General features: G+C 68.5%; 24 protein-coding genes and 1 pseudogene. 8 read left to right on the forward strand and 17 right to left on the reverse strand.

Annotated elements, in window-relative coordinates:
• Positions 1-2: 2 nt before the first annotated feature.
• From ACP7BH_RS03795 to ACP7BH_RS03805, 3 genes are all read right to left on the reverse strand, one after another.
• The gene (locus ACP7BH_RS03795) at positions 3-671 is read right to left on the reverse strand and encodes a Crp/Fnr family transcriptional regulator (protein WP_425983585.1); all 669 of its coding nucleotides are present in this window, start codon (positions 669-671) and stop codon (positions 3-5) included.
• 111 nt (positions 672-782) lie between these two features.
• The gene (locus ACP7BH_RS03800) at positions 783-1,022 is read right to left on the reverse strand and encodes a DUF6894 family protein (RefSeq protein WP_425983583.1); all 240 of its coding nucleotides are present in this window, start codon (positions 1,020-1,022) and stop codon (positions 783-785) included.
• A gap of 23 nt (positions 1,023-1,045) precedes the next feature.
• A complete protein-coding gene (locus ACP7BH_RS03805; protein WP_426043338.1) occupies positions 1,046-1,945 on the reverse strand; it encodes a manganese catalase family protein in 900 nt (299 codons plus the stop codon).
• A 161-nt stretch (positions 1,946-2,106) separates the two neighbouring features.
• Here ACP7BH_RS03805 and ACP7BH_RS03810 point away from each other — a divergent pair, with 161 nt between their 5' ends.
• Both ACP7BH_RS03810 and ACP7BH_RS03815 read left to right on the forward strand, forming a co-directional pair.
• Positions 2,107-3,444, forward strand: coding sequence for an alpha/beta fold hydrolase (locus ACP7BH_RS03810; RefSeq protein WP_425983581.1), 1,338 nt, complete (start codon positions 2,107-2,109; stop codon positions 3,442-3,444).
• 647 nt (positions 3,445-4,091) lie between these two features.
• On the forward strand, positions 4,092-7,409 hold the full coding sequence (locus ACP7BH_RS03815; RefSeq protein WP_425983579.1) for a DEAD/DEAH box helicase: 3,318 nt from the start codon (positions 4,092-4,094) through the stop codon (positions 7,407-7,409).
• A 54-nt stretch (positions 7,410-7,463) separates the two neighbouring features.
• Here ACP7BH_RS03815 and ACP7BH_RS03820 read toward each other — a convergent pair whose 3' ends face one another.
• The 7 genes from ACP7BH_RS03820 to ACP7BH_RS03850 are packed head-to-tail and all read right to left on the reverse strand — an operon-like array spanning position 7,464 to position 13,761.
• Positions 7,464-8,312 carry a glycosyltransferase family 2 protein gene (locus ACP7BH_RS03820; RefSeq protein WP_425983577.1) on the reverse strand — a complete coding sequence of 283 codons (849 nt, stop codon included), beginning with the start codon at positions 8,310-8,312 and terminating at the stop codon, positions 7,464-7,466.
• Complete coding sequence (locus tag ACP7BH_RS03825; protein ID WP_425983575.1) at positions 8,309-8,890, reverse strand: class I SAM-dependent DNA methyltransferase; 582 nt, start codon at positions 8,888-8,890, stop codon at positions 8,309-8,311. Before ACP7BH_RS03825 ends, ACP7BH_RS03820 begins: the two co-directional genes overlap by 4 nt.
• On the reverse strand, positions 8,883-9,590 hold the full coding sequence (locus tag ACP7BH_RS03830; protein ID WP_425983573.1) for a PIG-L deacetylase family protein: 708 nt from the start codon (positions 9,588-9,590) through the stop codon (positions 8,883-8,885). The genes ACP7BH_RS03825 and ACP7BH_RS03830 overlap by 8 nt, the downstream gene beginning before the upstream one ends.
• A complete protein-coding gene (locus ACP7BH_RS03835) occupies positions 9,587-10,687 on the reverse strand; it encodes an acyl-CoA dehydrogenase (protein WP_425983571.1) in 1,101 nt (366 codons plus the stop codon). Before ACP7BH_RS03835 ends, ACP7BH_RS03830 begins: the two co-directional genes overlap by 4 nt.
• Positions 10,680-11,723 carry a glycosyltransferase gene (locus ACP7BH_RS03840; RefSeq protein WP_425983569.1) on the reverse strand — a complete coding sequence of 348 codons (1,044 nt, stop codon included), beginning with the start codon at positions 11,721-11,723 and terminating at the stop codon, positions 10,680-10,682. The genes ACP7BH_RS03835 and ACP7BH_RS03840 overlap by 8 nt, the downstream gene beginning before the upstream one ends.
• A complete protein-coding gene (locus ACP7BH_RS03845; RefSeq protein WP_425983567.1) occupies positions 11,720-12,667 on the reverse strand; it encodes a glycosyltransferase in 948 nt (315 codons plus the stop codon). The genes ACP7BH_RS03840 and ACP7BH_RS03845 overlap by 4 nt, the downstream gene beginning before the upstream one ends.
• Entirely contained in the window at positions 12,664-13,761 is a 1,098-nt protein-coding gene (locus tag ACP7BH_RS03850; RefSeq protein WP_425983565.1) for a glycosyltransferase, read from the reverse strand. The genes ACP7BH_RS03845 and ACP7BH_RS03850 overlap by 4 nt, the downstream gene beginning before the upstream one ends.
• A gap of 280 nt (positions 13,762-14,041) precedes the next feature.
• Here ACP7BH_RS03850 and ACP7BH_RS03855 point away from each other — a divergent pair, with 280 nt between their 5' ends.
• The 4 genes from ACP7BH_RS03855 to ACP7BH_RS03870 all read left to right on the forward strand — a co-directional run bounded on the left by ACP7BH_RS03855 (position 14,042) and on the right by ACP7BH_RS03870 (position 16,682).
• The gene (locus ACP7BH_RS03855; RefSeq protein ID WP_425983563.1) at positions 14,042-14,362 is read left to right on the forward strand and encodes a hypothetical protein; all 321 of its coding nucleotides are present in this window, start codon (positions 14,042-14,044) and stop codon (positions 14,360-14,362) included.
• A gap of 134 nt (positions 14,363-14,496) precedes the next feature.
• Complete coding sequence (locus tag ACP7BH_RS03860; RefSeq protein WP_159845549.1) at positions 14,497-15,063, forward strand: SRPBCC family protein; 567 nt, start codon at positions 14,497-14,499, stop codon at positions 15,061-15,063.
• A 17-nt stretch (positions 15,064-15,080) separates the two neighbouring features.
• Complete coding sequence (locus ACP7BH_RS03865) at positions 15,081-16,256, forward strand: zinc-dependent alcohol dehydrogenase (protein ID WP_425983561.1); 1,176 nt, start codon at positions 15,081-15,083, stop codon at positions 16,254-16,256.
• 168 nt (positions 16,257-16,424) lie between these two features.
• A complete protein-coding gene (locus ACP7BH_RS03870; RefSeq protein ID WP_425983559.1) occupies positions 16,425-16,682 on the forward strand; it encodes a hypothetical protein in 258 nt (85 codons plus the stop codon).
• A gap of 28 nt (positions 16,683-16,710) precedes the next feature.
• Here the strand turns inward: ACP7BH_RS03870 and ACP7BH_RS03875 are convergent, their stop codons facing one another.
• The 6 genes and pseudogenes from ACP7BH_RS03875 to ACP7BH_RS03900 form a co-directional block, all read right to left on the reverse strand.
• A complete protein-coding gene (locus tag ACP7BH_RS03875; RefSeq protein WP_425983557.1) occupies positions 16,711-16,995 on the reverse strand; it encodes a hypothetical protein in 285 nt (94 codons plus the stop codon).
• A 66-nt stretch (positions 16,996-17,061) separates the two neighbouring features.
• Entirely contained in the window at positions 17,062-19,146 is a 2,085-nt protein-coding gene (locus ACP7BH_RS03880; RefSeq protein ID WP_425983555.1) for a glycoside hydrolase family 65 protein, read from the reverse strand.
• A complete protein-coding gene (locus ACP7BH_RS03885) occupies positions 19,133-19,732 on the reverse strand; it encodes a cysteine hydrolase family protein (protein WP_425983553.1) in 600 nt (199 codons plus the stop codon). The genes ACP7BH_RS03880 and ACP7BH_RS03885 overlap by 14 nt, the downstream gene beginning before the upstream one ends.
• Positions 19,733-20,103: 371 nt before the next feature.
• A pseudogene (locus tag ACP7BH_RS03890) lies at positions 20,104-20,373 on the reverse strand (SemiSWEET family sugar transporter); the annotation flags it as partial.
• A gap of 164 nt (positions 20,374-20,537) precedes the next feature.
• Positions 20,538-20,978: a DUF1810 domain-containing protein gene (locus ACP7BH_RS03895; RefSeq protein ID WP_425983551.1), complete on the reverse strand. Its 441-nt coding sequence runs from the start codon at positions 20,976-20,978 to the stop codon at positions 20,538-20,540.
• Complete coding sequence (locus ACP7BH_RS03900) at positions 20,975-21,352, reverse strand: hypothetical protein (RefSeq protein WP_425983549.1); 378 nt, start codon at positions 21,350-21,352, stop codon at positions 20,975-20,977. Before ACP7BH_RS03900 ends, ACP7BH_RS03895 begins: the two co-directional genes overlap by 4 nt.
• Positions 21,353-21,450: 98 nt before the next feature.
• Between ACP7BH_RS03900 and ACP7BH_RS03905 the strand changes: the two genes are divergently transcribed.
• Positions 21,451-22,206 (forward strand): ImuA family protein, encoded by a 756-nt coding sequence (locus tag ACP7BH_RS03905; RefSeq protein ID WP_425983547.1) that lies wholly within the window; start codon positions 21,451-21,453, stop codon positions 22,204-22,206.
• Positions 22,121-23,638 carry a Y-family DNA polymerase gene (locus tag ACP7BH_RS03910; protein WP_425983545.1) on the forward strand — a complete coding sequence of 506 codons (1,518 nt, stop codon included), beginning with the start codon at positions 22,121-22,123 and terminating at the stop codon, positions 23,636-23,638. The genes ACP7BH_RS03905 and ACP7BH_RS03910 overlap by 86 nt, the downstream gene beginning before the upstream one ends.
• A 13-nt stretch (positions 23,639-23,651) precedes the next feature.
• Here the strand turns inward: ACP7BH_RS03910 and ACP7BH_RS03915 are convergent, their stop codons facing one another.
• Positions 23,652-24,584 carry a HEPN domain-containing protein gene (locus tag ACP7BH_RS03915; RefSeq protein ID WP_425983543.1) on the reverse strand — a complete coding sequence of 311 codons (933 nt, stop codon included), beginning with the start codon at positions 24,582-24,584 and terminating at the stop codon, positions 23,652-23,654.
• Between the last annotated feature and the right edge of the window lie 308 nt (positions 24,585-24,892).

The following is a 24,892-nucleotide window of genomic DNA, read 5'->3' on the forward strand; positions in this document are numbered from 1 at the left end:
GATCAGGCCGCGGAAACGTCGCCGGCTACGCCATCTGGAAGACTGTCGTGGCTCAGCGAACAGCACGCCGCCTCGGCCAGTTTTTGGCGATCCAGAACGATCGTCCTGCCACGGATCGTACGGATAGCGCCCCCACGGCGCAGGGTCTGGCAAGCGGCGTTTACGCTGGTGCGGCGCAGTGCCAGCATAGCGGCGATGTCGGACTGGCACAGCGGCACGTCGGACCCCTCGCAGACGGCGTCGATCTCCAGCAAAAGGCTGGCGACGCGGGTCACCGCCGGGTGGGCCATGGCGCAGGCCAGGCGGGCGTCCGCCGCTTGCCGTCGACGCTCGGCGGCGAGAAGCAGAAAGCGAAGACCCGCATCGCCGGCGTCGTCGAGGAAGGTTTTCAGCGAGGCCCGATAGATCTCGCCCGCCGCGATCCAGCGCCCGCTGGCGCCGCCGCCCAGATCGACCAAGTCGCCCGCCCCCGCGACCCCCGCACACAAGGGCGACTTGTGCACTGTCAGCAGCAGACAGCCCCCGAGCACCACCGCAATCTCGCCTTGCGCCTGGAAAGCATCGCCCTTTTTGGCGGCGTCCACGCCGCCGCTGCGCAAAGCGCGCGCTCTTATGTCCATGTCCAACGGCGCAAAGGCGCGCCACAACCGAAGGGTGGCAGGACGAGCCATCAGCTCTGTCATCGGTTGGGATGTCATGGCGAAAGAAGTCTGCATGAAAAAACCCTGGGCCTTTCGGTCCAGGGCTGCATTCACATGCGTTAAGTCGCAACGGATCGCGCCTCAGTGAGGGGTGGACGGCGATCCGCCGGGTGACGCGGTGACTTCCGCCACCACCCGCCCGTCGGCTTCCATCACCTTGACGCTGAACCGACCGTCCGCCCAGAAGGCGTCGGAGTGGTCTAGCAACAGAGCGGCGAACAGGAGAACGGCTTCACGCCGCGCCGCCAGGTCATCGACGAGTTCTTCACCTTCGTTGTCGGTGAAGATCTCGCCCTTGGTGCTATGAAAGAAGTACCGCATCCAGCCTTCGGGCGGTGTCGCCGTCAGTCCTCCAGTCGCGTCATCGTGCCTGCGCCCGGGCCTGCGCCGAGGTCGGCGCCGGTGACGGGATTGACGCTGGGATCCGATGCCGTTCGCGTCGCGAAGGCCTCGACGGCGTCCGTTTCGAGAACGGACAGTTCGACGCTTGCGGTTCCATCACCGCCATCGACGGCGGCCTGGGCGTCGTAGTCCTCGACGAAGTCCCACTGCTCGCCTTCATTCCACGGGCCCCGCGCGTCGCCCTCGCCCTGGGACAGGTTGAAGTACTTGTCAGAGAACTCCGGCAGGCCGGCGAGCTTGCCGGTCGGGAAGTTGGGCTCGATGGCGTAGAGCGCCTTTTCGAACGACTTCTGGTGGGCGACCTCGCGGGTCATCAGGAAGGCCAGAGCGTCCTTGATGCCGGCATCGTCCGTGCAGTTGATCAGGCGTTCGTAGACGATCTTGGCGCGCGATTCTGCCGCAATGTTCGAGCGCAGGTCGCAGGTCGGATCGCCGATCGAGTCAATATAGGCGGCGGTCCACGGCACGCCGGCCGAGTTCACCAACGCCGGCGCGCCGCCGTAAAGGATCGACGTGGTGTGGCTTTCACCGCCCGCATTGAGAGAAGCGTAAAGTTCGGCCTCCTCCAGCGCCGCCTCTGCCATCTGTCCCTTGACGCCGCGGTTCAGCATGGAAACGATCGAGCCGATCACCTCCAGGTGGCTCAGCTCCTCTGTGGCGATGTCCAGCAACATGTCCTTGCGGCCTGCATCTTCTTCGCCGAGCGCCTGGGTGAAGTAGCGCATGGCGGCGGCGAGCTCGCCCTGCGGGCCGCCGAACTGTTCGAGCATGAGCGTGGCCAGGCCGGGGTTCGGCTCGGCGACGCGCACCGTGTACATCAGTCGTTTGTTGTGCATGAACATGGGGATGATCCTTTGAGGCCAGGCTGATCGAACCGGTCGCCAGGCCGCCTGTTCCGAAAGTCGCATCGTGGACACTGGCGCGCTTTTCCGACGGTTCGGGGAACATCCGTCGGCGACGTCTGGTTGGCCTCGGAGCGCATTCTTGCGCACCGGATGCCGACATGCCCCTTACCTTCCTCACCCGGCTACTGTTGGGGGTCTTATCGATCCTCTGGATCGCCCTGGCCGCCTATCTCCTCTGGTCGTGGCAGGACGGGCGTGTGGTGGCGGACCCCGCCGGCGAAGCGGTGCGGGTCTATGAAGACTGGCGTCTTTGGGGCGCCCTTGGCCTGATCGCCTGGTCTCTGCTGGGCTATGTGCCGCTCCGCTTGCTGCTGGCGCGCGGGGACAAGGAAAAAACCAAGGCGGAACGCGTGAACGGCGCAATCATCGACGGCGCCGACGGCGCGCGCCTTTATGTGGAAAGCCATGGCCCGGCCGACGCGCCGACCCTGGTGCTCACTCATGGCTGGGGATTAGACAGCACGATCTGGTACTACGCGCGCCGGGCGCTCGCCGACCGTTTCCGCGTCGTCGTGTGGGACCTGCCGGGACTGGGCCGCTCACGTGGCGACATCTCGCTTGAGGCCTTCGCCCGCGACCTCGGGCGTGTGGTTGAATGGACCGGCGGACCCGTGATCTTGGTGGGTCACAGCATCGGCGGCATGACGATCCAGACCCTGATCCGTGACGGCGAGCGGGCGGTGCGGGAGCAGGTCAAGGGCGTGGTGCTGCTGAACACGACCTACACAAACCCGCTCAAGACCATGATCGCCTCGCCCGTCATGCGGGTGCTGAGACATCCGGTGCTCGAACCGCTGATGGGCGTCGCCATCGGGCTTCAGCCCGTGTTCTGGCTGTTCGCCTGGCAGGGCTATCTGAACGGGTCGGCGCATCTCGCGCATCGACTGGGGTTCGGCCGCTATGTGACCCGTAGTCAACTGGACCACACCAGCCTGTTGTCCACGCGCAATCCTCCCGGCGCCTCGGCACGCGGCAATCTGGCGATGTTTGCCTGGGACGCCACCGACGCCGTTCGCGGCTTCGATGGTCCGCTGCTCGTGGTGACGGGTCACGCCGATATCGTCACCCTCCCGTCGGCCGGCCAGGCGATCACGACTGCGGCTCCCCAGGGGCGGCGGCTGGACATTGAGGGGGTCAACCACATGGGCCTGCTGGAACGCCACGACCTTTACAACGCCGCGATCGCGGAATTTGCAGTCGAGGCTTTCGCGCACGTCGCGACACCCGCCCCGGCCACCAACGACCCCCGATCCGGACTGGCCCAAGGCGGTCTCGGCCACGACGAAGATCAACTGCTCGAAGACGGGCAGGAGGAAGTCTTCTCCCGCGCCGAGGTCGAGAGCGGCCTGATCGAGCATCATGCCGATACCGAGGTCACGCCTGACGACGAAGGCGTTCGCCCTCCCTTCCCTGCTGGAACCCTCGGACATGGCTGACGTCTTACAAAACGCTATTCCGAAAACGGCCGTCCATCTGTGCGTCGACATGCAGAGGATGTCCGTCGCGGAGAAGACGGAGCGCCGACAAATCGCGGAGGTGCTGGATGGCGGGCGCTAAACGGACCCCACAGGACTCGCGGCCGATCAGCCCCGCCGAAGCCGTCGCCCCCCGCGACGGCGCCCTGCCCGCCTATGTCGCCAACGGCCTGGTCGGGCTGCGCATACGCGGGATGGCCTTGGCGCCCGGCATCTGTCTGCTCAATGGAGGTGTGGCGAGGATTTGGAACGCCGGATCGAGGCGGCCTCGCCAGTCCCCTATCCGCTGGAGACCGACGTAGCCGTCAACGGCTTCTAGCTGTCGGATCAGGCGTGGTGCGTAATCGACCTGGCCCAGGCCTGCAACTTCAACCCCCGAACTGACCAGCCGATGACGCGCCCGCCTGGGCGGGGTCGATGCCGCCTCCGAGACGGTCACCTTCTCCGGTCAGAATACCTCCGACAGTGGTGCTACAGGCAGGCGCGATCCTTGGTGAAAGCCGACGCATCGTTGAACTGCGCCGGCGCATCATTCGTCCTGTGTGTCTGTAACCGCGCAGAACCCACTGCCTTTTTCGGAGTTTGTGCACGGCAGATTCGGACCTTCCATGACCCAGACCTCGACGCCCATCGCCGGCCCTCTCCCGCTCGTCGACGGCCCGGCGCCCTCCCCAGACGACAAGGCCCCAGCGCGCAAGACGCCGCCGGCCGCCGTAGCGGCGAGGCTCATGGAAGCCTGGAGCCAGGAGGCTGGCGCAGACCTGATTTTCGTCGCCGCAAGCGAGCGGCGCGCGGACGAAATCGCCCGCGCACTGGAGGCCATGGCGGCGCCCGAAAGTCCGGTCGTCCTCGTCTTCCCGCCGTGGGACTGCCTGCCCTATGATCGGGCCGCCCCGTCGCGCGAAAGCATGGGGCGGCGAATGGCAGTCCTGCATCATGCGGCCTCTCCCGCCACGGCGGGACGGCTGGTGATCAGCTCGCCCGAAGCCATGCTGCAGCGGACGCCGCCGCAAGGCGTTGCGGCAGTCCGTTTTTCCCTCAAAGTGGACGAACGGCTGGATCGTGAGGCGCTCGAAGGCTTCGCCCGACGGACCGGCTACATGGCTGACGAGCGCGTCGACGAGCCCGGCGAAATCGCCATCCTGGCCGAGGTCATCGACGTCTACCCGCCTTCGGCGCTGACGCCCTATCGGCTCGTCACCGATCCGGGTGGGACAGTGGCCGACATCAAGGCGTTCGATCCCGTGACCCAGCGCTCCCTCGACAGCGTCGCCAGCCTGACCCTGACGGCGGCGTCCGAACTCGTTTTGGCCGAGACCGACGACAGCGACCGGGCGGACCAAGACCCCCATGCCCTTGCGCGCTTCTATGACGCGCCCCTCGGCACGCTGTTCGACGCCTTCCCTGAGGCCCGCCTCCTCCGCGACGACGATGTGGAGGCTCGCCTTTCGCGCGTCTGGGACCAAATCGCAGAGGCCTATGAGTCCCGTCGCGGCTTCAGCGAGACCGACGGCGCGGCGGCGCCGGCTCCGGAGCGCCTCTATCTCTCCCCCGCAGAGGCGACGAGCGCGCTCCGGGCCGCGACTGCGCTCGACCTGGAGGGCGTCAGTTCGACGCCCGGCTTCGCGACAGAGCGAAGCCCCGGTGCGGCGCTCAAACACTATATTCAGGATCAGCAATCCCAAGGCCGATCGGTCATCCTTGCCGGATTGGCCCATGAGCATCGCGTCATGGCCCGGCTCCTGAAGCGGAACGGTCTCGTTCCGCCTGCGCCCTCCCCGTCATGGAACCCGCTCGCCGGGACCGACTCCGGTGGGCTGACGGCGGTCCTCGCGGACCTTGACGGCGGCTATGACGACGCCCGCTCGGGCCTGACGGTCCTGACGCCCACCGACATCACCGGCGGTCGGATCGCGCGGGCGTCCGGCGCCCCGAATCCGGGCCTGGGCGAGACGGACATCCGTCCAGGCGATGTCGTCATTCATGAGGATCACGGTCTGGGCGTGCTGACGGCGATCGAGGCGTTCGAGGCCGACGGCGGGGTGCGCGACGTCGTGCGGCTCGAATATCATAACGGCGCAACCCTCCTGGCGCCGGTCGAAGAGTTCAGTCGGATTTGGCGCTACAGCTCCGAGCCCGCCAGCGTCAGCCTGGATCGGTTGAACACTCAGGGCTGGGCCAAGCGTCGCGCGGAGGTCAGCGCCCAGATCGATGCGACCGCGACCCGGATGGTCGAACTCGCCCGCGCCCGGGAGGCGAGTCGCACACCTGCCATCTCACCGCCCAAAACCGCCTATGCGCGATTCACGGCCCGGTTTCCGTTTCCGGAGTCCGTGGATCAGCTGTCCGCCATCGACGCCGTCCTGGCCGATCTCGCCTCCGGTCGGCCGATGAACCGGTTGGTCTGCGGCGACGTCGGGTTCGGCAAGACGGAGGTCGCGCTCCGCGCCGCCGCCGCCGTCGCCCTGTCGGGCCGGCAGGTCATGATCGCCGCCCCCACCACGGTGCTGGCCCGCCAGCATTACGAGACCTTCCGTCGCCGGTTCGAGGGCTCGGACGTGACCGTCGCGGCGCTCTCCCGGCTCGTCGATTCCGCCGAGGCGCGCCGCGTCCGCGACGGCCTGGCCGATGGGACGATCGGTATCGTCGTGGGCACCCAGGCCCTGGCGCAGGAGACGCTCGCCTTCGCTGATCTGGCCCTCGTCGTCATCGACGAGGAACACCGGTTCGGCGCGACCTTGAAAAAGGATCTGGCGGCGCGCGGGGACCATCTTCTGATGATGTCGGCCACGCCGATCCCGCGCACCCTCCAGAGCGCCATGGTCGGGATTCAGGACGTCAGCGTCATCGCCAGTCCGCCCGCCCGACGCCGGCCGATCCGCACCTTCCTGACCGCGTTCGACGAAGCGTCCGTCCGCACCGTTCTGTTGCGCGAGAAGGGCCGTGGCGGCCAGAGTTTCGTCGTCGTGCCGCGGATCGAAGATCTTGAGCCGCTCTCAGAGCGACTCGCCCGGCTCGTCCCGGAGCTCGCCGTCGCCGTCGCGCATGGCAAGCTGTCGGCCGAAGCCCTGGAAGCGGTCATGACCGATTTCGCCGAGGGGCGGGGCGACGTTCTTCTGACCACCAACATCATCGAGAACGGCCTGGACGTGCCGCGGGCCAACACCCTTCTGGTCTGGCGTCCCGATCGCTTTGGGCTGGCGCAACTTCACCAGTTGCGCGGCCGGGTCGGACGCGGACGCCGTCAGGGCTTCGCCTACCTTCTCAGCGACCCGGAGGCGCCTCTGGCCGAAACGACCCGAACGCGTCTCCAGACCCTTGAAGCCCTGGATCGGCTCGGCGCGGGGTTCGCCATCAGCGCTCGCGACCTCGACCTGCGCGGCGGCGGCGATCTCGTCGGCGACGAACAGGCCGGGCACATCCATCTGATCGGCGCCAGCCTCTATCAGAGCGTGCTCGCGCGGGCGCTGCGGGCCGCCAGGGGCGAGGCGGCGGCCGACCCCCGCCCCCCCGTGGTGAACTTTGGGACCACGGGGCGGATTCCGCCGGACTATGTCCCGGACGCCGCTGTGCGACTCTCGCTGTATGCGCGGCTCTTGCAGATGACCGCCGTCGAGGCGATCGACGCCCTTCAAGAGGAGATCGAGGATCGGTTCGGGCCGCTTCCCGAGGCGGCCGAAACCTTGTTGAGCACGCACAGGCTGACCGCGCTCGCCGCGTCCGCCGGCGTCACGGAGATCAGCTGCGGTCCCAAGGCCACAGCCTTCCGCTTCGGCGCCGAGCGGGCCAAGCGTCTGTCCGCGCACCTGTCCGCCTCGCCAGATCGCCGTTGGTCGCAAGAGCGGCTGATCGTCGAGACGGCCGCAGATGAGCCCCATGCCCCGGCCGATCTTGAAGCCCTGCTGGAAACCCTGGCGGCGGCCTGATCGGCGGTCTTTCCTCAACGGGGCGAGAAGGCGCGTTCGCGCCCGGCGCCGCCTCTAGAAGATCGCGCTCAACGGCCGCCTGGCGGCGGCGAGCTCCTCGGCGGTCGGCGGCCTCAAGACCCGAAGGTCGTCCGATGTCCAGTCGATCAGGCCGATCGCCCGCATGTCGGCGAGCCAGCCGTCCATCGGCCAGATCCCCCAGCGTTGATGAAAGGTACGGGCGTTTGCGACCAGGGCAGTGAAGTGCTGAAGCGGCGGGTCATAGGCGTCGTGATGCTGGTGATAGACCGCGCCGTCGCCCGTGAAGACCATGGGCACGCCCGCCTTGGCGACCCTGAATCCAAGATCGGTGTCTTCCGCCCCATAGCCGACGAAGGCTTCGTCGAAGCCGCCGACAGCAAAGAAGGTCGAGCGACGCATGCCGAAGGCCAGGGACCAGAGCAGGCCGGGATTGGTTTCGATCCGTGCGCCTTGCGCCGGAAACCGTCGCACCGGATGCGCGACGCCCACCTGATCGAGGTCCGCTTCCGTCCAGGCCGCACGCGCCGCGCCGGACGGGAGGTAAAGGACTTTGGGACACGCCACGACGTCCTCCGCCTCCAAAAGGCGGGCCACGACGTTGCAGGTGCGGCCGGCCGGAATACAGTCCACGTCCAGGAACAGCAGCTGGTCGCCTTGGGCCAAGGCGGCGCTCCTGTTGCGCGCCGCCGCCAGAGGCAGCCTCTCCCCCGGAAGGCGCTCGATACGGATCGGGAAGCCCGCCGTCGGCGTCGAGACGGGTTGATCGCTCATGTCGATGACGACCAGCTCGGCCGGCGTCGCGACGCTGCGATCAAGGCCGGCAATCAGCTGGTCGAGGTGGGCCTGGCGATTGCGGACCAGGGTCAGGACGCTCAGGGTCATGGTCGCCTCCACAGATCGAGCCGATAGGCGGGTTGGCGCTCATCGAGAGACACGGTGAGAATGTCTTCGAGCTCGCGCCAAAGCGTCGTCACGGCGCCGTCTCCCGTCTGCGGATAGTCGGTTTCTCCCGTCCAGTGCACCAGAAGGACCAGGCCCCCGGGCACGAGATGGGCGCGGATGAACCCCGCCGCTGCGGTCAGGTCCTCGTCGCTCCAGTAGTAGGCGACTTCGGACAGGACGATCAGGTCGAAGGGGCCGGCGAGGTCCATGCCGTGGGGAAAGGCGGCCTGGCGAAACACAATATGGGGACGATGTTCCAGTCGACGTCGGGCCCGATCCAGGGCGGTCCGGCTGATGTCGAGCGCCACAAGCGCCTCGCATCGATCCGCCAGCCGCGCCGTGAGGGCGCCGCCGGCGCATCCGACCTCAAGGCCGCGCCGAAACCGTCGATCGCCCAGGCTCGCGACCGTGCGGGCGTGTTTCTCGGCTTCATAGGGGCGGCTTTCCAGCCCCCAGGGGTCGGGATCGCCCGCGAAGACGTCCTCGAAATAGTCCGCGCCGAGTGAGGGATCAGCCATGGGGCGCCTTTCGCAGATAAAGTCGGTCGCAGGCGGCCGAGAGCCGATCCGGCGTCTCCAGACGGAATCCCGGGCCCATCATCGGCGTGCGTTGGCTCCGATGCGCGGCGAGGGCGAGAGCTCTTCGGCCGGCTGCCAGTGGACGGGTCGCCAACTGCAGATCACCCTGCGCCGCCGGCCGCGCCCAGACGCCATATTCGAACAGGGCGACCGGCCGCCGGGCCAGTCTGACCACCCGCCGCGCCAGGCGTCCTGCGGCTTCGTGGTCGCAATGGGGTTCGGACACGGCCGTCACGGCAAGCGCGTCGATGCGGAGCCGGCGACAGAGCCACGCCAGACGGCGCGCGCTCGCCTCGAAGCGGGCGTCGCCGATGACCGGCGGCGCGGCGTCCGGCCAATCGAGGAAGATCGGCTGCGCCGTCGCGCGCCCTGTCAGCCGGCGGATCGCGCGGCGCGCTTCAATCCTCCGGATAGCCACCAGGCAGCGGCGCGCGCGATCGTCGGCATGGGGATGGGAGGCCCCGCCGTCCGTCACGATGACCACGCCGCCGAGACATCCTTCATCCGCCGCCTGCTGAATCAGGGCGCCGGCGCCCAGGGTCTCGTCATCGGCATGCGGCGCCAGAACGAGCCATCGCGCCCGGGCCCAGCGGGACCGGACCAGCGGAGCGGCGCCGACCGGCCCGAGCTTGGGACTCACCACAGGGCGTCTCCCGCGCCCCAGAGGTCGTGATCCAGCCAGGTCTTGGCCGCCTCGTCGCGCGCATGGTCCGGTCCGGCCTGGCGAAGATACAGGCTGAGATCGCGGATGATCTTGTCCAGCCGTTCGCCGTCGAAGGCGCTGCGGGTTCCCGTCGCCCGGGCCGCCAACTCCATCACGTCCAGCGCGCTTCGCTCGACGACGCCGCGGGTCGCCCGCACGAAATCCGCCGCGTCCCTGGCCTCCGTCGCGGCCCGCTCCGCGGCTTCCCGAACCCACAGATAGGCGGTGCGGGCGGCGACGACCGCCTCGGCGAACTTGGCGCGCTGCAACGGATCGCGACGGGCCGGTTCGGATAGGGCCGCGCGCATCGCCAGGACCAGCCCCTCGACGCCGCCGAGCTGAACCGCCGTGAAGCGCCAGGCGCCGGCGGTGAAGCGGGGTTCGCGATCGTAGTCGCCCGGCTGGCCCAGAAGACTCAGGTCCGTCACCGGCAGATCGGTGACGTCGTATCGACCGCTCAGGGTCGCCCGCATGCCGCGGACGCGCCATCCCGTCAGATCGGCTCGCTCGCCGCAGTCCGCCGGCACCACGGCCAGACGACGCGATCCCTCGCCGGGCTGAACGGTCACCACGGCATAGGCGAGCCCGCCCGCCCCGGTGGCGAACATCTTGGCGCCCGACAGCCGGCCCGCCCGAAGCTGGACGCCCGGCTGGGGTTCCGTGGCCCACACGCCGAACCAGCCGCCGCCGGCGAGCACATCCGCAAGCCAGAGCTTCTGCTCGGGCGCGCCATACCAGTCGAACAGGGCCAGCGCATTGACGTGGCCCTCGAAGAGGCGGCCCACGCTCAAGTCCGCGCGCCCGACCCGTCGCAGGTCGTCCAGGAGGGCCAGGGCCTTCAGGGCCGGTGTGGCGAAGGCTTCGCCGCCGCTGGCTGCCGGGGCGTAGCGCCGGTGCAGGCCGAGCGTCCGGAGCAGCGCCAAACTGTCGACCGGAAAGCGCGGCGAGGCGTCGTAGCGCTCGCCGAGCGCCGCCAGGGCGTCGTGAAGGTCGTCCGCCGACAAGTCCGGGACGGCTGCAGGCGCGTCAGGCATCACTATCCTCTCGTCTACGATCCGCCAGTTCGACCAGCCAACGGCCGGCGGCCGCGACGCCCTCCCCGCGCAAACCGTCTCGGGCCTGCGGGTCAAGGCTCCGCGCCGCAGCAATAATCCCCGGCCAGGCCTTAGGTTCGGGCCATGCGGCCAGGACGACGGCCGCACCGGCCTGGGCCAGCCCAGCGGCCTTGACCGCTTGTTCTTCGTATGGTCGCGGTTCCGGCAGGCAGACGAACGGACGATCCGCCCCGAGAACGGCATCGACGAGACCGTCGCCCGCCGCTCCGACGACGACGCCGGCCTTTTCGATTTCCGAGTTCACGTCCTCGATCCAACCCTTCAAAACCAAATTTGGCGGCGCAAGGGACGGCGGCGTCACAGGCCCGATCGCCGTCCATTGCAAGTTCGGCGTTGCGGAGGCGGCTGCGGCCAGTCGGTCCCCGTCGATCGGCGCGCCGCCTCGCCCGTGAACCACCAGGACCGCGTCCGAATCGCCCGAACCCACCTCTGCGCGGCGCGCCGGCGCAAAGTAGCGGGTCCGCGCCCGCACCCAGTCCGGCGTATCGGGATGCTCCAGCCTTGGATGCCAGGGCGCGAGCAGAGCCGCCGCACCCCGGAAGGCCTCCAGATGGGCCGTATCCGTTCGGGCGCCGGACAGCCGGACATAGACGACCGGCGTCGACGCCAGCCTGGCCAGGAGCGCCACTTCGACCGACACATCCACCACGACGAGGGCCGGGGCGGCCGTCGCGATCCATGTCGACAGGTCGGCGACCCGCTGGCGCAATCCCGCGACGCCATAGGGCGCGTAGTGAAGCCCCTTGGGCAGATCCGGTCCGCCGTCCGCGCCGAACCCCGAGCCGTCGTCGGCCCGGTCGTCGGGAAGATCGACCACGCCGACCTCGCCGCCACGACCCGCGAGCCCGGTCCCCAGGAGGACGAAACGCGTCGGCGCGGCGGCCGCGACCTGGAGGGCGCGCTGGCGATGACCCTCCCCCTGGTGATGGACATAGTAGCCGATCGGACGGGTCATGGCGCGACGCCGTCGGGTTGAAGCCTGGCGTTCAGGTCCAGCGCATAGTCCAGCGGCATGGGCGGCAGATGCGGCTCCTCGTCCGCGATCCGCTGCGCGCCGTCGGGCAGACGACGAAGGTCGCGCCGCCACAAGGCGCGCGCTCCCCAATGGGAGAAGGCGGGCGCCCTCATGGGTTCGTATCCCGCCGTTTGGCGCGCCAGGCGGGCCATGGCCTGGGCCATGCCGTCCTGCGCCCGGCCGTGTGCACGCGCGGAGACGCGGGTCCATACGCTGAGCGGATGAACCAGTCTGGCGCCGGCGCGCTGGGCCGCCAGCACCAGGGCGCGATCCTCCCCGGTGGGCAGACGCGGCGTCCCGCCCGCCGCCCGGTAGGCCGCGGCGGTGATGGCGAGACTGGCGCCGGTATGGTCGCCGTGGCGGGGAGCCGGATCCCAGGAGACCGGGTCCAGGGCGTCCTCGATCGCCCTGACCTGCCGCCAGTAATCGCGCCAGACCGCCCAACCGCTCTGGAGCGCCTGGCTCTCCGGGTCGTCCTCGTCCAGCGTCAGGGCGCCCCCAACGAGATCGGCTCCCGCAGAGACGGCGGCGAGATTGGCCGAGACCCAGTCCGCCGGCGGCCGGGCGTCGGCGTCGGTCGACAGAAGCACCCCCTCCCCGTCCAGGAGGTCCAGCCCCAGGTCCATGGCCGCCGCCCGGGCGCTGCCCGCATGGGCGTGCTGCGGCGCAAAATTGTGTTCGATCACGGACAGCGCCACTTTAGCAGCATGGGCGGCGGCGACCGCTTCGGCCTGCCGCCGGCTCCCGTCGGTCGTATTGTTGATGCAGAGAGCCACGCGCACCCGACCCACGCCGGTCTGACGCGCAAGCGCATCGAGCAGGCGCGGAAGGCGGTCAGCCTCGTTCCGCGCCGGCACGCAGACACAGAAAGGGGTTATCGTCACGCGGTGAGCCGATCGGCGGCGCTGTCATTGGCGACCGCCAACCGTTCCGCCGTCAGATCGCGATAGAGCGCCTCGTATCGCCGCACCATCTCGCCGGCGTCGCAGGCCTGCTCGGCCCGCGCGCGACAGGCGCGGCGCGACAGTCCCACGGCCGCGCGAGCGGCGCGGGCGAGGTCGGCGGGATCGTCCGGCGACGCCAGCACGCCGCAAAGCGGCGTAAGAATCTCCGGTATGGCGCCCCGCGCGAAGGCCGCGACGGGCGTGCCGCTCGCCAGGGCCTCGGCGACGACGAGGCCGTAGGGCTCGTCCCAACAAGGGGTGCAGAGAGCGGCTGCAGCCTGGCCGATCTCCTGCGCCAGAGCGCGGTGATCCAGGTGACCGAGATACAGGGTGTCGGACGACAGCCGAGGCAAGATTTCGCGATGATGATAGTCCGGGTCGGCGATCGGCCCGGCGAACCGCAGCGGCAGTCCGGCCAATCGAGCGGCGTCCAAGGCGTGGTGCAGCCCCTTTTCCGGAACGATCCGGCCGTACCAGATCAGATGGGGCGGTCCGGACGTCCTCGCGTGAAATGGAAAGCTCTCGAGATCGATCCCGTTGAGGATGACGTGGTCCAGCGGCACGACGTCCTGCCAGCTCGCCCGGATGGACTCCGAGACGCCGACGTAGCGGATGTCGCCGCTACGGCTCTCACGGACCCCGCTTTCCAGCCAACAGAACGGCGGGGTGTGAAGCGTGGTCACGACCGGCATCGGCAAGGTGTCGGCCATCGACACAGGCAGATAGTGCAGGCTGTTGTTGTGGACGACGTCGAAGTCGCTGCGACGCAGCCTCGTCATCAGGGAGAGATAGGCGTGATGCTCTCGGAAAAAGGCGACGTCGCCCGCTTCAGCGGTCCCGACCTTCGCCATCTCCGTCTGTTCACAGATCGCCTCAAGGCCAAGCTCAGGATCGGAACGGGTCGCCGCAAAGAGGGTGACGTCATGGCCGTGCCGCCGCAGCAGACGACAAAGCAGATGGGTGTGCATCTCCAACCCGCCGGCGAACGGCTCGGCGATGGGATATTTAAGATGTGCGATGACGCCGATGCGCATCAAGTTCCGGTCCTGCCCCAACCCGAGCCATTTTGGGCCCGTCCAACGCTTTACACGCGATGACGTAAGACCAACCGTGGCCGATCGGTTCCTGTGTGCGGTTTCGTTCCCCGACCTGTGCCGTTCGCCCGGATGTTTGGCAGTAGGATGCAATCGATATCTTCGCTCCTGAACAACGAATACGCACGTCCTTCTTGCCGTGCGGCGAAGACTTTCAACTTTCTTGGACCCTGAGACGCAAACGCGCGTTGTCGGCTCTGAACAATCAGAGAGCAAACCTATGACTGCACCGATCACATCCACCTTCGCAACGCGGCGAGACGCGGAGATGGTCGTCGAACGCCTTGTTCAAACCCATGGGGTCTCCCGGGACGCCATCCGGATCGCCCCTGATGGACCGGAGAATACGGTGGGCGACAGGGCTTCCGGCGGCGATCTGGAAGCCGCGGATCCCAGCGTCGAGGCGAGATCGGACGCCCCGGTGGAAGGGCGGATCGCGGTCTCGGTCACGCCAAGCTCAACGGACGACGCCGAAATCTTCCGGGCCGCGTTCCGAGAGTTCAACGGCGAGGCGGAGCCGAATGCTTCCGCGTCCGTCTAGACCCGCGACGACGCTTTCGCGCGCCGCATCCGCCGACAGACCCAGGGGCGAGCGCCCGTCTCGCCCGCCATGCTGACGCGTTCCTGTCCCAGGCAACTGAGCCCGACCGTTCAACGAAAAGGAGGCCCTCGACCATGTCCGAACCCCTCTCAACAGACGCCGACGTTCAGTCGCCGGCCTTCAACGACAAGGATGATGTGGAGGGCGCCTATGACGCCACCAGCATCCGCGCCGTCATGATCAACCGTCCGCGTCAGGCGCTGTATGACTATTGGCGCGACTTCCGGAACCTGCCCAGCTTCATGGAGAATGTGAAGTCGGTCGATGTGCTGGACGACGCCCGGTCCAGTTGGACCGTCGCCGGTCCGGCGGGCGCGGAAATCGAACTGGTCAGCGAGATCACCGACGACCGTCCCGGCGAATACATAGCCTGGCGGTCCACCGAGGACAGCGACGTCGATCACGAGGGCTGGATCGCGTTTCGCGACAACGCCTTCGGCCGAGGCACCGAGGTCCGCGTTCTGATCAGCTACGATCCGCCTGCGGGCGCCGTCGGCAAACTGGTCGCGAAGGTGATGCAGCGAGAGCCCCGGGTTCAGGCCCGGCGCGAACTGCGGCGCTTCAAGCAACTGATGGAAACGGGCGAGGTCCCGACGTCCAAGGCCCCCGACGCGGCGCCGCGCGCCGATCGTCATTTCTGATCCCGGAAGGAACTCCCATGCGCGCCCTGACCTGGCACGGCAAACACAATGTTCAGGTGGATACGGTCCCCGATCCTCAGATCATCAACCCCCGCGATGCGATCATCAAGATCACGGCCACGGCCATCTGCGGCTCGGACCTGCACCTCTACGACAGCGTCATCCCCGGCATGTCCAACGGCGACATCCTCGGCCATGAGTTCATGGGCGAGGTTGTCGAGATCGGCCGGGGCAATACCAGCCTTCAGGTCGGCCAGAAGGTGGTCGTGCCCTTCGTAATCGCCTGCGGCTCCTGCTTCCACTGCGGCAAACAGCAGTTTTCGGCCTGCGACAACTCCAATCCGGCCGACAAGTGCGACGCGTCCGAGATCGCCTACGGCTATCCGGCCGCCGGCCTGTTCGGCTATTCGCACCTGACCGGCGGCTATGCGGGCGGCCAGGCGGAATATGTCCGCGTCCCCTATTCCGACATCGGCCCGATCGTCGTGCCCGACGGGATCGAGGACGAACGGGTGCTGTTCCTGTCCGACATCTTCCCCACCGGCTGGATGGCGGCCGAGAACGCCGGGATCGAGCCGGGCGACACGGTGGCGATCTGGGGCTGCGGTCCGGTCGGCCTGTTTGCGATCAAGAGCGCGAAATTGATGGGCGCCGGACGCATCATCGCCATCGACCATCACCCGCGCCGGCTTGAGCTGGCCAAGGCCAACGGCGCGGAGGTCCTCAACTATCACGAGGTCAAGATCCGCGAAGCCCTGATGGAGATGACCGCCGGCATCGGTCCGGACGCCTGCATCGACGCCGTCGGCATGGAGGCGCACGGCTTTTCACCCGACAACGTCATCGACGCCGTCAAGCAGGAGACCAGGTTTGGCACCGACCGTCCGCATGTGCTGCGGGAAACCCTCATGGCCTGCCGGAAAGGCGGTCGAATCTCCATACCGGGCGTCTATGGCGGACTCGGCGACAAGCTGCCGATCGGCGCACTCATGCAAAAGGGCCTGACCATCAAGACCGGCCAGACGCATGTGCAGAAATATCTGCCCCAACTGCTGGACCTTGTCCTGGACGGTAAGATCGACACCACCGACCTCATCAGCCACCGCCTGCCGCTGGAGCAGGCCCCCGAGGCCTACAAAAACTTCCACGACAATCCGAACGAGTGGACGAAGGTCGTGCTCAAACCCCACTGATCGCGCCCGGCAGGCGGCCCCACAGGCCGAGGGGCGGCCTGCCGACGACGCCCTCCGGGCGTCCGCCTCCTGTTCGGAGCGACCCGGCGCCCGGAACAACCGCCCCGACCGGGAGGTTTCAACCCCGAGGGTCCGTCACAGGGCGGGCGTCACAGCAAGGATCTTTTCATGACCGAGCGTCTCTACAGCTTGAGAATAGGCCAGACCGACGGCCGCGAGCGCAGCGTCCAGGTCCGATCGGAAACGGATGTGCAGGCGGCCGACGCCGCCGCCCCGCTGCTCTCGGAGGGCGAGACCATCCTGTCGATTTCGGAGATCCCGGACGACGGCGCGGTCGTCGCGGACGCGCCTGCGCCCCAGTCACAGGCCGCCGAGCTCGCTCCCGGGACGCCTGGCGTCGCGGCCGCGCCACAAGACATTCGCTAGCCGGGGGTCGCCGACGAGGACGTGGAGGTCACGTCTGACCGGGACCGTGCGGCTGCGAAAATATATAGACGCCCGCCGCGACAAGGCGATCGTGCAGGGCCGGATCGATCCCGTCGAAATCCTCGGTCGGCGGGGGCTCACATTCGACGACGAGACGACCGTCACGCCAGACGGCGACCGGCGCCTTCAGCGCAAACGCCCGGCGCCGGGCCTGGCGAAGGGCGTCGGCGATATCGCTCGCGATGAGAGTCTCCGGCTCGCCCCCCTGACGGAAGCGCAACTGATAGCCCAGCACGGGCGTCCTCGGCCTCATGACGCCCCCTGCCCGCCAGGCCGGGCCGCCCCCTGCGAAGTCACGCCGCGCCTGCTCATCGCCGCCTCACAAGCGCGACAGGACGGCGCGCTCCGCGCCGTGCTCCGCGCGCAGCTGGACAGGTCGGCCTTCCAGCCACAGACGTTCCACCGTTATCGCCTTCCACCCCTCAGGGAGGACCACCGGCCGGGCGGGCCAGTCGGCGGGCGCACCGCGCGCCTCAAGTCCGGTCAGGCCGTAGACAAGGCCGAGCAGCAGCCCTCCGAGGTTGGCGAAGAAGGGTCCCGCCGCAGTCTCGCTGTCCGGGTGGTCGGCCCGATACTCCAGACACTGGTGGAACCGTCCGGCGTCGTAGGTTGCGTATCCCTCTTCGAACAGCTTCAGCGCCAAGGTGCGATCGCCGGCAAGCGCCGCCCAGGCGGCATACAGCGCTGGAAACATCGGCGAACCCACATAGGCCTTCCAGTGCGCCAGATAGAAGTCGAGCGTGGCCTTCGCCACATCGGGTCCGGCCGGATATCCGCCTGGAAACAGGCCGGCCAGGGGTGATGGCGTGGCCCCCTTCGGCTCGTCGATCCGAAAGCCGTCATGGGCGGCGATCACCCCATCCGCCCGGAGGGGCAGGTAGAGCTGGTCGCAGACCTGACGCCAGGCCTCCGGCGAAGGCCTGCCCAGGGCCTCTGCGGCGGCCGTGGCGCGCCTCAAGAGATCCTGGGCGAACATCAGGGTGAAGGCGTCGTTGTCCGGCGGAACCGGCACCTCGGCCGGACCGGTGGCCCGCTTCAACTCAAAGCCCCGAGCGGTTCGGGTCATCCGGCTGACGATCCAGTCCGCCACCCCGCTCAGGACGGGCCACGCGTCCTCGCGCAGGAAGGCCGCGTCGCCCGTCGCATCGGCATAGAGGCTGAAGGCGCGTGCGACATGCAGCGATCCGTGGTCCTCGTGCGCCGCGCCCGATCCGCCGCCGGGCGTCGCCTCCTGCCCGGTCGAGGGCGCCGCCTCCCAGGGGAACTGCAGCCCCTGACGTCCCGACAGGCGGGCGTTGGCGCCCGCAGCGGCCAGGCCGCGACTGCGGAAGTCCAGCAGGGCGCGCGCGGCGTCGGGTTGGCTGAGGATCAGGGGTGGGACGCAGAAGGCGTCGATGTCCCACATCACATGGCCGTAGTAGTAGGAATAGTCATGCCAGATCGCCAGCCCGAAGATCGAGGTCGCGGCGGGCGAGGCGGCGTGGACGGAACTGTTGAGATAGAAGAAGGCCGCGTCGATCAGGGCCTGATGCTCAGCGCGGGCGCCCTCGACCACGATCCGGCCCCGCCAGAGGGCGCGCCAGGCCTCGCGGTTTCGCGTGCGCAAGGTCTCGAACCCGGTCTCGGCCGCGCGCGCGACGCGGCGCACCGCCTCTTCGTCCGGGCGGGCGTGCACCAGCGAGGGGACCAGCGCCGCCATCTGTCGCAGGCGCGCACCCCGTTTGCCGACGCGCCCGAGGTCGTAGGCGGTCTGGAGCGGCCCGGACACATCCCAGGCGGCGACGCTCCGCGCCGCAGCCGGTCGGGTCTCGGTCCAAAGGGCGAGCCCGCAGGTCGAGAGGTCCCCCTCGGTGGTCCAGAGCAAAGATCCGTCGCAGGCGGGCTCGGCTTCGCCCGGCGTATCGGTGCTTCGTCGCGTCACGCGCCCCCGCAGACCGGCGGTCGCAACGACGGCGCGAATCTGGAGCGCGCACGCCCTGTCGGGTCGCACAAGGACCTCTTGCAGCACCACGGCCGGGGCCGTGCGACTTGCAAAGGTGACCACCTCGACCTGCGCCGTCACCTCCCCGAGGCGGGCGGTCCAGCGGCTGGTCAGTTCCCCGGTGGCGAAGTCGTAGTCCTGAACCAGGTCGGTGACGCACCAGGGCTGGTCCGACAGCCAGACGCCTTCGATGCAGACGTCGGCCGCCAAAGGATAGGGCACGGGCGCGGCCGCCTCGATCCGTCGCTCCGGATGTTCGCTGGCGACGCCGTTCACGAGGGTCATGCCGGGGGCGAGCGCCATCTCGCGGACGCGCAGACCGATCAGGCCGTTTGACACATAGGCCGGCAGGGCGCCGTTGCGTGCGCCGTGCGCCTGCGGCGGGCTGATCGGGCGCCAGGCGTTTCCCTCACCGCCAGCCATCGAGCACCTCGGCGCATTCGGCGGTTTCGACCTGCTGGGCGAACCGGTCATGATAGAGGGCCAGCAGATGGTCGTGAGGGTCATCGGCGGAGCTGCAGACCGCGTCGGTGACCACCACGACCCGGTACCCCAGATCGATGGCGCCCAGAACAGCCGCCAGAACGCAGACGTCGGTTTCCGCGCCGGTGACCACCAGGGTGTCGATGCCGTGGGCGCGCAGTTCAGCGTCCAGGCCCGTGCCCAGCCACGGCGAATAGGCCCTCTTGTCGATCAGGCGGCCGGGCGGCGTGAACCTCTGCAGCGGGCCGGCGAGATCGATCATTGACGGGCCCATCGCCTCCAGGGTCATCGAGGACCAGCGGCGCCAATAGTCGCGCCACGTGCCCTGCCCTTCCCCCACCCGCGCCGCCGGGATGAAACGGGTGAAGATCGTTCGGTCGGCCTTGGCCTCGCACAGCTTGACGAGGACGGGCATGACCCGCTCGGCCCAGGGGGTGCGCCATTCGGTGTCCTCGACGAACATCCTCTGCATGTCGACGCACAGGTGAACGGTCGTGGTCGGCAGGGGCGTATGCAGACCGGCCACGGTCAGATCTCCTCTGGCTTGCGGGCTTCGAGACGGGCGTGAGTCGCCGTCTCGCCGGTATGATGTTCGATGCGCCCGCTTTCGACCTCCGCCCGGGAAAAGACTTCCTCCTGGCCCGCGTCCAACAGTTCGGTCCCGGCTCCGCCCAGGCCGCCCTGGGCCAGGCCGGAGCGGGCGTCAGCGGCCGGGTTCCGGTTCGGCGGCCGCCGAGGATCATCCTCTTCCGCACCCACGGTCATCGTTCTCTCCCTCTCCACATCAATCGCATCGGCCGGGGCGTTCGTTCCCTCCCGCAGGGCCACACCCTCCCCGTGTCCATGATCGGGCTCGGCCGCGATGGGTTCGCCCCCGGCCACTTTGGCGTCGGACTTTGGATCGCCGTCGCGAAAGCGCCATTTCATGACCAGCACCCCTGAGGCCATGATCAAAGCGCAGCTGTTGGCGATGGTGACGGGCCCGGCCTGGGTCATGACGCCATAGACCACCCAGAGGATGAAGCAGGACACCGTGAGCGAATAGGTCTTGAGACTGACGGCCGAGGCGTCCCGCTCCTTCCAGATCTTGATCCCCTGAGGCGCAAAACTGGTCACAGAGCAGATCGCTGCGGCCGATCCCACGATATTGGCGATGGTCTCATTCATAAGCCCGCAACGTGGCCCTGCGCTCCCCTGTTCCTATGCGCGAAAGCGCTCAGTCGTTCTGCGGGGCCGCCCTGACCTGACACGGACGTCCAGCAATGCCGGAGCGGCTCGGCCAGGCCGCAGGCCCAAGATATCTTCATCCGGGCCGCGCCCGCCCTCGTCTTTCAGAGGCGATCCGGTCCCTTCCGGGCCATTTCCACCAGGTCCGCCGTCAGGCGGTCGGGGCCCAGAGCCCATCGGGCGAGCGCAGCGTCAAAGACGGCGGGCTTCGGCGACACCTGGGCGAACAGGGTCATGCACGATCGGAACTTCAGGTCGTCCGGCGATCCGAACAGGCGATGCAGCGAGGCCGCCGGCGCCGTCGTTGCGACCTCCGCAGCGCGGGCGAGCCGGTCGCCCAGGATCGGGTGCGCCAGATAGGCTTGAGCCTCCGCCAAGGACGCGATCCCATAGAAAAGGGCGGTGGGCGACCGGCCCAGCGAACGGGCCTGGGGAAAGACGAACCACATCCAGTGGCTCGCCTTGCGACCGGCGGCGAGCTCGGCCATCGCCGTGTCGAACACCCCATCCTGCGCCGTCACGAACCGTTCAAGATCGGCGGTCATGCCGCACTCCTATCCAGAGCGGCGAACCAATCCGCATAGAGCGTATTGCGCGCCATGCGCCGGTTGAGGTCCGGCGCCCCGTCGTCCCACCAGACCGGACCGCGCTCGCCCAGTGCGATCTTGGCCCTGTCGACGGCGCGACGCGCGGCGGCCAGGGTGTCCTCATCCGCTGCAGCCAGGGCCGCACGGACGGATCGACGGGCCGACATCAGCTCATGCACGAGCCGGTCCCGTACCTCTGCAGAGAGCGTGGGATCGGCGCAGCGCCACAGGCGGCCGCGCACCACGAAATATCGGCCGTCGGGTGTGGTCGGATGAGGCGGAGGCGCGGGCATGGAGGGACAACGCCCGACCCGCGAGATGGCGCCGCCCACAGACCGCTCCACAGAGGCTTGCCTTCGCGCCTTGACTCCCGGGCCGTTCAATAAGAACAAATGCTGAACATCGAACGGTTCACCCAGTTCAGGAGATCATGTCCGTCGCCCCATCCCCGTTTCAGGCCCTGCGTTCCGAGATCGCCCGCATCGAGGCGTTCCGACGCACGCCCCGCGGCGTCCTGCCGTTCGGCCTGGACGCCCTCGACCGTCGGCTGCCCGCCGGCGGCCTGGCGCTGGGGGCGCTGCATGAGGTGGCCGGGGGCGGAGACGGCGCCGTGGACGGGGCGGTCGCCGCCCTCTTCGCCGCAGGCGTCGCCGCCCGCACCCAGGGTCCAGTGCTCTGGTGCGTCACCCGGCCGGATCTGTTCGCCCCGGCCTTGGAACAGGCCGGCCTCTCATCCAACCGGGTGATCTATGTGGAGGCCGGCGACGAGGCCGGCGTGCTGGCCGCCTTCGAGGACGGCCTGCGTCACGGCGGCTTCGGCGCGGTCGTCGGCGAAGTGGCCCGCCTGTCCATGACGGCGTCCCGGCGGCTGCAGCTGGTCGCCGAGGACAGCGGATCCCTCGGCCTGGCGGTGCGACGATGGCGTCGCCAGGCCGAGGCGGCGGACTTCGGCCAGCCCACGGCCGCCGCTACCCGATGGCGGGTCACCGCCCTGCCCTCCGCCCCCCTGCCTGTCGCCGGCGTCGGACGCCCGCGCTGGTTCGTCGAACTGATCCGCTGCCGCGCCGGAGCCTGCGCGGATTTCGAACTGGAAGCCTGTGATGAGACGGGTCGTCTCGCTCTACCTGCCCACCTGGCCGACCGACCGGTTGCGGCGCCGGCTTGGACCGGACGCGCCGTCGCCTGAGACGCCGCTGGTCCTGGTCGGCCGCCGGGGCCGCAAACGCCTGGTCCTGGCCGCCGACCCCGCCGCGCTTGCCCATCGTCTCCATCCCGGCATGGCGGCGACCCAGGCGCGCGCGCTCGTGGCCGATCTGGTCGTCCATCCGTTCGATCCCGCCGGGGACGCCGCGGCTCTGGATCAACTCGCCCTGTGGGCGCTGCGCCGCTACGCCCCGATCGTCGCCGCCGACCCGCCAGACGGACTGGTTCTCGACGTCACCGGCGCCGGCCACCGATACGGCGGCGACCAGGGCCTGCTCGACGATCTGATCGCCCAGACCGCCAGCGTCGGCCTTAACGCCCGCGCCGCCCTCGCCGACACCTGGGGCGCGGCCCACGCCCTCGCCCGCCAGGTCGCCCGGCCCACCACGGCGGTCGAACGCGGCGGCCCTGCGATCCGCCCTCTTTCGGTCCGCGCCCTGCGCCTTCCCACCGAGATGGTCGATGGCCTGGAGCGCCTGGGGATCGACACCATCGGCGAGCTGGAGGCCAAGCCCCGCGCGCCCCTGGCCCTGCGGTTCGGACCCGAGCTGACCCGTCGGCTGGACCAGGCCTATGGACGCGCCCCCGAGCCGATCACCCCCATCGACGCCCCGGAGCTGATCCAGGTCCGACGCCTGTTCGCCGAACCGATCGGCGCCCCCGAGACCCTGGCCCGCTATACGCTCAAACTGGTCGAGGCCCTGAGCGCGACTTTGGAAACCCATGGCCTTGGCGCGACACGGCTCGATCTGCGCTTCGAACGGATCGACAACCGGACCGAGGCCATTCGCGTCGGCCTCGCCCGCCCGGTCCGCGACGTCAGACGGCTGGCACGCCTGCTCTGCGACCGGATCGAAACGGTCGATCCCGGCCTGGGCGTCGAAGCCATGGTCCTGGCCGCCCCCGTCGTCCTGCCGCTGGACTGGTCGCCGACCTCCGGCGATCTGACGGGTCCGGCGACGCCCGACATCGGCGACCTCGTCGATCTCCTGGCCAATCGCCTCGGCCCGCAAAAACTGTATCGCCTTGGCCCCGCCCAGAGCGACGTGCCCGAACGCGCGGTGCGCCGGCTCCCCCCCACCGCCCCGCCGGTGACGGAGACTTGGACCCGGCGCTGGCCGCGCCCCTCGCGGCTTCTCGCCCGCCCCGAGGCGATCGAGGCCGTCGCCCTCCTGCCCGATCAGCCGCCGGTGGCCTTCCGCTGGCGCGGCATTCGCCACCGGGTCAGGAGGGCTGACGGCCCGGAGCGGATCTTCGGAGAATGGTGGCGGCGCGACGGCGAACGCGACGCCGTGAGGGATTATTTCCAGCTGGAGGACGAGGCCGGGGCCCGCTTCTGGGTTTATCGGCGCGGCGACGGCGAGCAGGCCCAGACGGGCGACCTCAGCTGGTGGCTCCACGGCCTGTTCGGGTGACGCCTGCCCAGCCTCAACCGAGGTCGGCCTTGGCTTTCAGCGCCGCGATGCGCAGCCTGCACAGCTCAGAGACCAAATCCCGAAGCCGACGCGCCCGCCCCATCAGCCACTCCAGATCCTCGACCGAGGCGTCGTACTGATCGCTGTAGCGCGCCTCCACATAGGCCCGCTTCAGCAGTTCGAACCGACGCCGGTCGAAGCGGCTCTCACGCGGCCAGGCCTCGACCAAGCCGGTGTCCACATCCTCGGCCAGAGAGCGCAAAAACTTGATGTTGTGCGAGCGCGGGAAATAGAAGGTGTGGACCAACAGGAAGCAGGCGTAGGCAGCTTCAACGGCTTGGTGCAGCCTGAAAGCAGCGTGTTTCCGGCTGGTTCTAGTCGATGGAGCAGTTGAAAGATGCTGAGCAGCTTCGGCGAGCCACACTTCGATGTCGGCATTTTTTTCAGCCAGGTAACCGACCGCTGCTGCATGCGCGGCATCGGCGGTCATTGGTTGTGACGTCGCGAACGGGTGGCCTGGAACTTCATAAAGGGCGATGCCGTCGCGGACGATGTCGGTCCAGAAGTATTCGCCGCGCCGAAGGGCGTCGTTTACGTCCTGCATGTCGTGGACGATCAGATTGACCATTCTTTCGACGCCAGGGTCGCGAAGAATTTGATCCTCTGAGGTCCACCAGTAGTCGGCGATGTTGGTGAGCTTCTCGTGGTTGACCACGATCAGCAGATCGAAGTCCGAGAGGTAGCCGTTCTCAGGCTCATCGACCCAATCCGTCCGGGCGTAAGATCCGAACAGGATGATCTTGAGGACCTGACCGCCACGGCGCCAGCCGGAGTTCGCACCGCCGCCGCTGTGCTTGGCCGCTTCGAAACCGGCAAGCAGGATGTCGCGAACCCGCTGGAGTTCACGCTGCTGGCGCTCAGGAAGATGGTCGAGATCGGACCGCATCAGACGATTCTAACCGAAAACGACACGAACGCATCTCCGAACGGTAGAGCTAAGAAAAATATACGTTCGATTATGCCGATCTAGGGGGCTGCTGCCGCTAGCCAGCGTCGGCTATGCGTCAAGACTCGACATTCACTTCCCGCCAGAAAGTGGACATTGACGTGGCGAACCTTAGCGCCCGTCCGCCGGTGGCCGGCCGGGCCAACGCCGGGTTCGAATATCCGCTTCTTGGCTTGGCTTCGAACAAAGTCTCTAGTCGAGATCAAGGGCTGGAATAGCGTGACCCGCACCCATAAGGAGGAGCGCCG

It is taken from the genome of Brevundimonas sp. TWP2-1, from assembly GCF_049897645.1.
GTDB lineage: Bacteria > Pseudomonadota > Alphaproteobacteria > Caulobacterales > Caulobacteraceae > Brevundimonas.

What these genes read in the sequence shown, in the direction of transcription:
- ACP7BH_RS03795 (WP_425983585.1), bottom strand. Translation starts at nt 671, where the DNA reads ATGGCTCGTCCTGCCACCCTTCGGTTGTGGCGCGCCTTTGCGCCGTTG.
- ACP7BH_RS03800 (WP_425983583.1), bottom strand. Translation starts at nt 1,022, where the DNA reads ATGCGGTACTTCTTTCATAGCACCAAGGGCGAGATCTTCACCGACAAC.
- ACP7BH_RS03805 (WP_426043338.1), bottom strand. Translation starts at nt 1,945, where the DNA reads ATGTTCATGCACAACAAACGACTGATGTACACGGTGCGCGTCGCCGAG.
- ACP7BH_RS03810 (WP_425983581.1), top strand. Translation starts at nt 2,107, where the DNA reads ATGCCCCTTACCTTCCTCACCCGGCTACTGTTGGGGGTCTTATCGATC.
- ACP7BH_RS03815 (WP_425983579.1), top strand. Translation starts at nt 4,092, where the DNA reads ATGACCCAGACCTCGACGCCCATCGCCGGCCCTCTCCCGCTCGTCGAC.
- ACP7BH_RS03820 (WP_425983577.1), bottom strand. Translation starts at nt 8,312, where the DNA reads ATGACCCTGAGCGTCCTGACCCTGGTCCGCAATCGCCAGGCCCACCTC.
- ACP7BH_RS03825 (WP_425983575.1), bottom strand. Translation starts at nt 8,890, where the DNA reads ATGGCTGATCCCTCACTCGGCGCGGACTATTTCGAGGACGTCTTCGCG.
- ACP7BH_RS03835 (WP_425983571.1), bottom strand. Translation starts at nt 10,687, where the DNA reads ATGCCTGACGCGCCTGCAGCCGTCCCGGACTTGTCGGCGGACGACCTT.
- ACP7BH_RS03840 (WP_425983569.1), bottom strand. Translation starts at nt 11,723, where the DNA reads ATGACCCGTCCGATCGGCTACTATGTCCATCACCAGGGGGAGGGTCAT.
- ACP7BH_RS03850 (WP_425983565.1), bottom strand. Translation starts at nt 13,761, where the DNA reads ATGCGCATCGGCGTCATCGCACATCTTAAATATCCCATCGCCGAGCCG.
- ACP7BH_RS03855 (WP_425983563.1), top strand. Translation starts at nt 14,042, where the DNA reads ATGACTGCACCGATCACATCCACCTTCGCAACGCGGCGAGACGCGGAG.
- ACP7BH_RS03860 (WP_159845549.1), top strand. Translation starts at nt 14,497, where the DNA reads ATGTCCGAACCCCTCTCAACAGACGCCGACGTTCAGTCGCCGGCCTTC.
- ACP7BH_RS03865 (WP_425983561.1), top strand. Translation starts at nt 15,081, where the DNA reads ATGCGCGCCCTGACCTGGCACGGCAAACACAATGTTCAGGTGGATACG.
- ACP7BH_RS03870 (WP_425983559.1), top strand. Translation starts at nt 16,425, where the DNA reads ATGACCGAGCGTCTCTACAGCTTGAGAATAGGCCAGACCGACGGCCGC.
- ACP7BH_RS03875 (WP_425983557.1), bottom strand. Translation starts at nt 16,995, where the DNA reads ATGAGGCCGAGGACGCCCGTGCTGGGCTATCAGTTGCGCTTCCGTCAG.
- ACP7BH_RS03880 (WP_425983555.1), bottom strand. Translation starts at nt 19,146, where the DNA reads ATGGCTGGCGGTGAGGGAAACGCCTGGCGCCCGATCAGCCCGCCGCAG.
- ACP7BH_RS03895 (WP_425983551.1), bottom strand. Translation starts at nt 20,978, where the DNA reads ATGACCGCCGATCTTGAACGGTTCGTGACGGCGCAGGATGGGGTGTTC.
- ACP7BH_RS03905 (WP_425983547.1), top strand. Translation starts at nt 21,451, where the DNA reads ATGTCCGTCGCCCCATCCCCGTTTCAGGCCCTGCGTTCCGAGATCGCC.
- ACP7BH_RS03910 (WP_425983545.1), top strand. Translation starts at nt 22,121, where the DNA reads ATGAGACGGGTCGTCTCGCTCTACCTGCCCACCTGGCCGACCGACCGG.
- ACP7BH_RS03915 (WP_425983543.1), bottom strand. Translation starts at nt 24,584, where the DNA reads ATGCGGTCCGATCTCGACCATCTTCCTGAGCGCCAGCAGCGTGAACTC.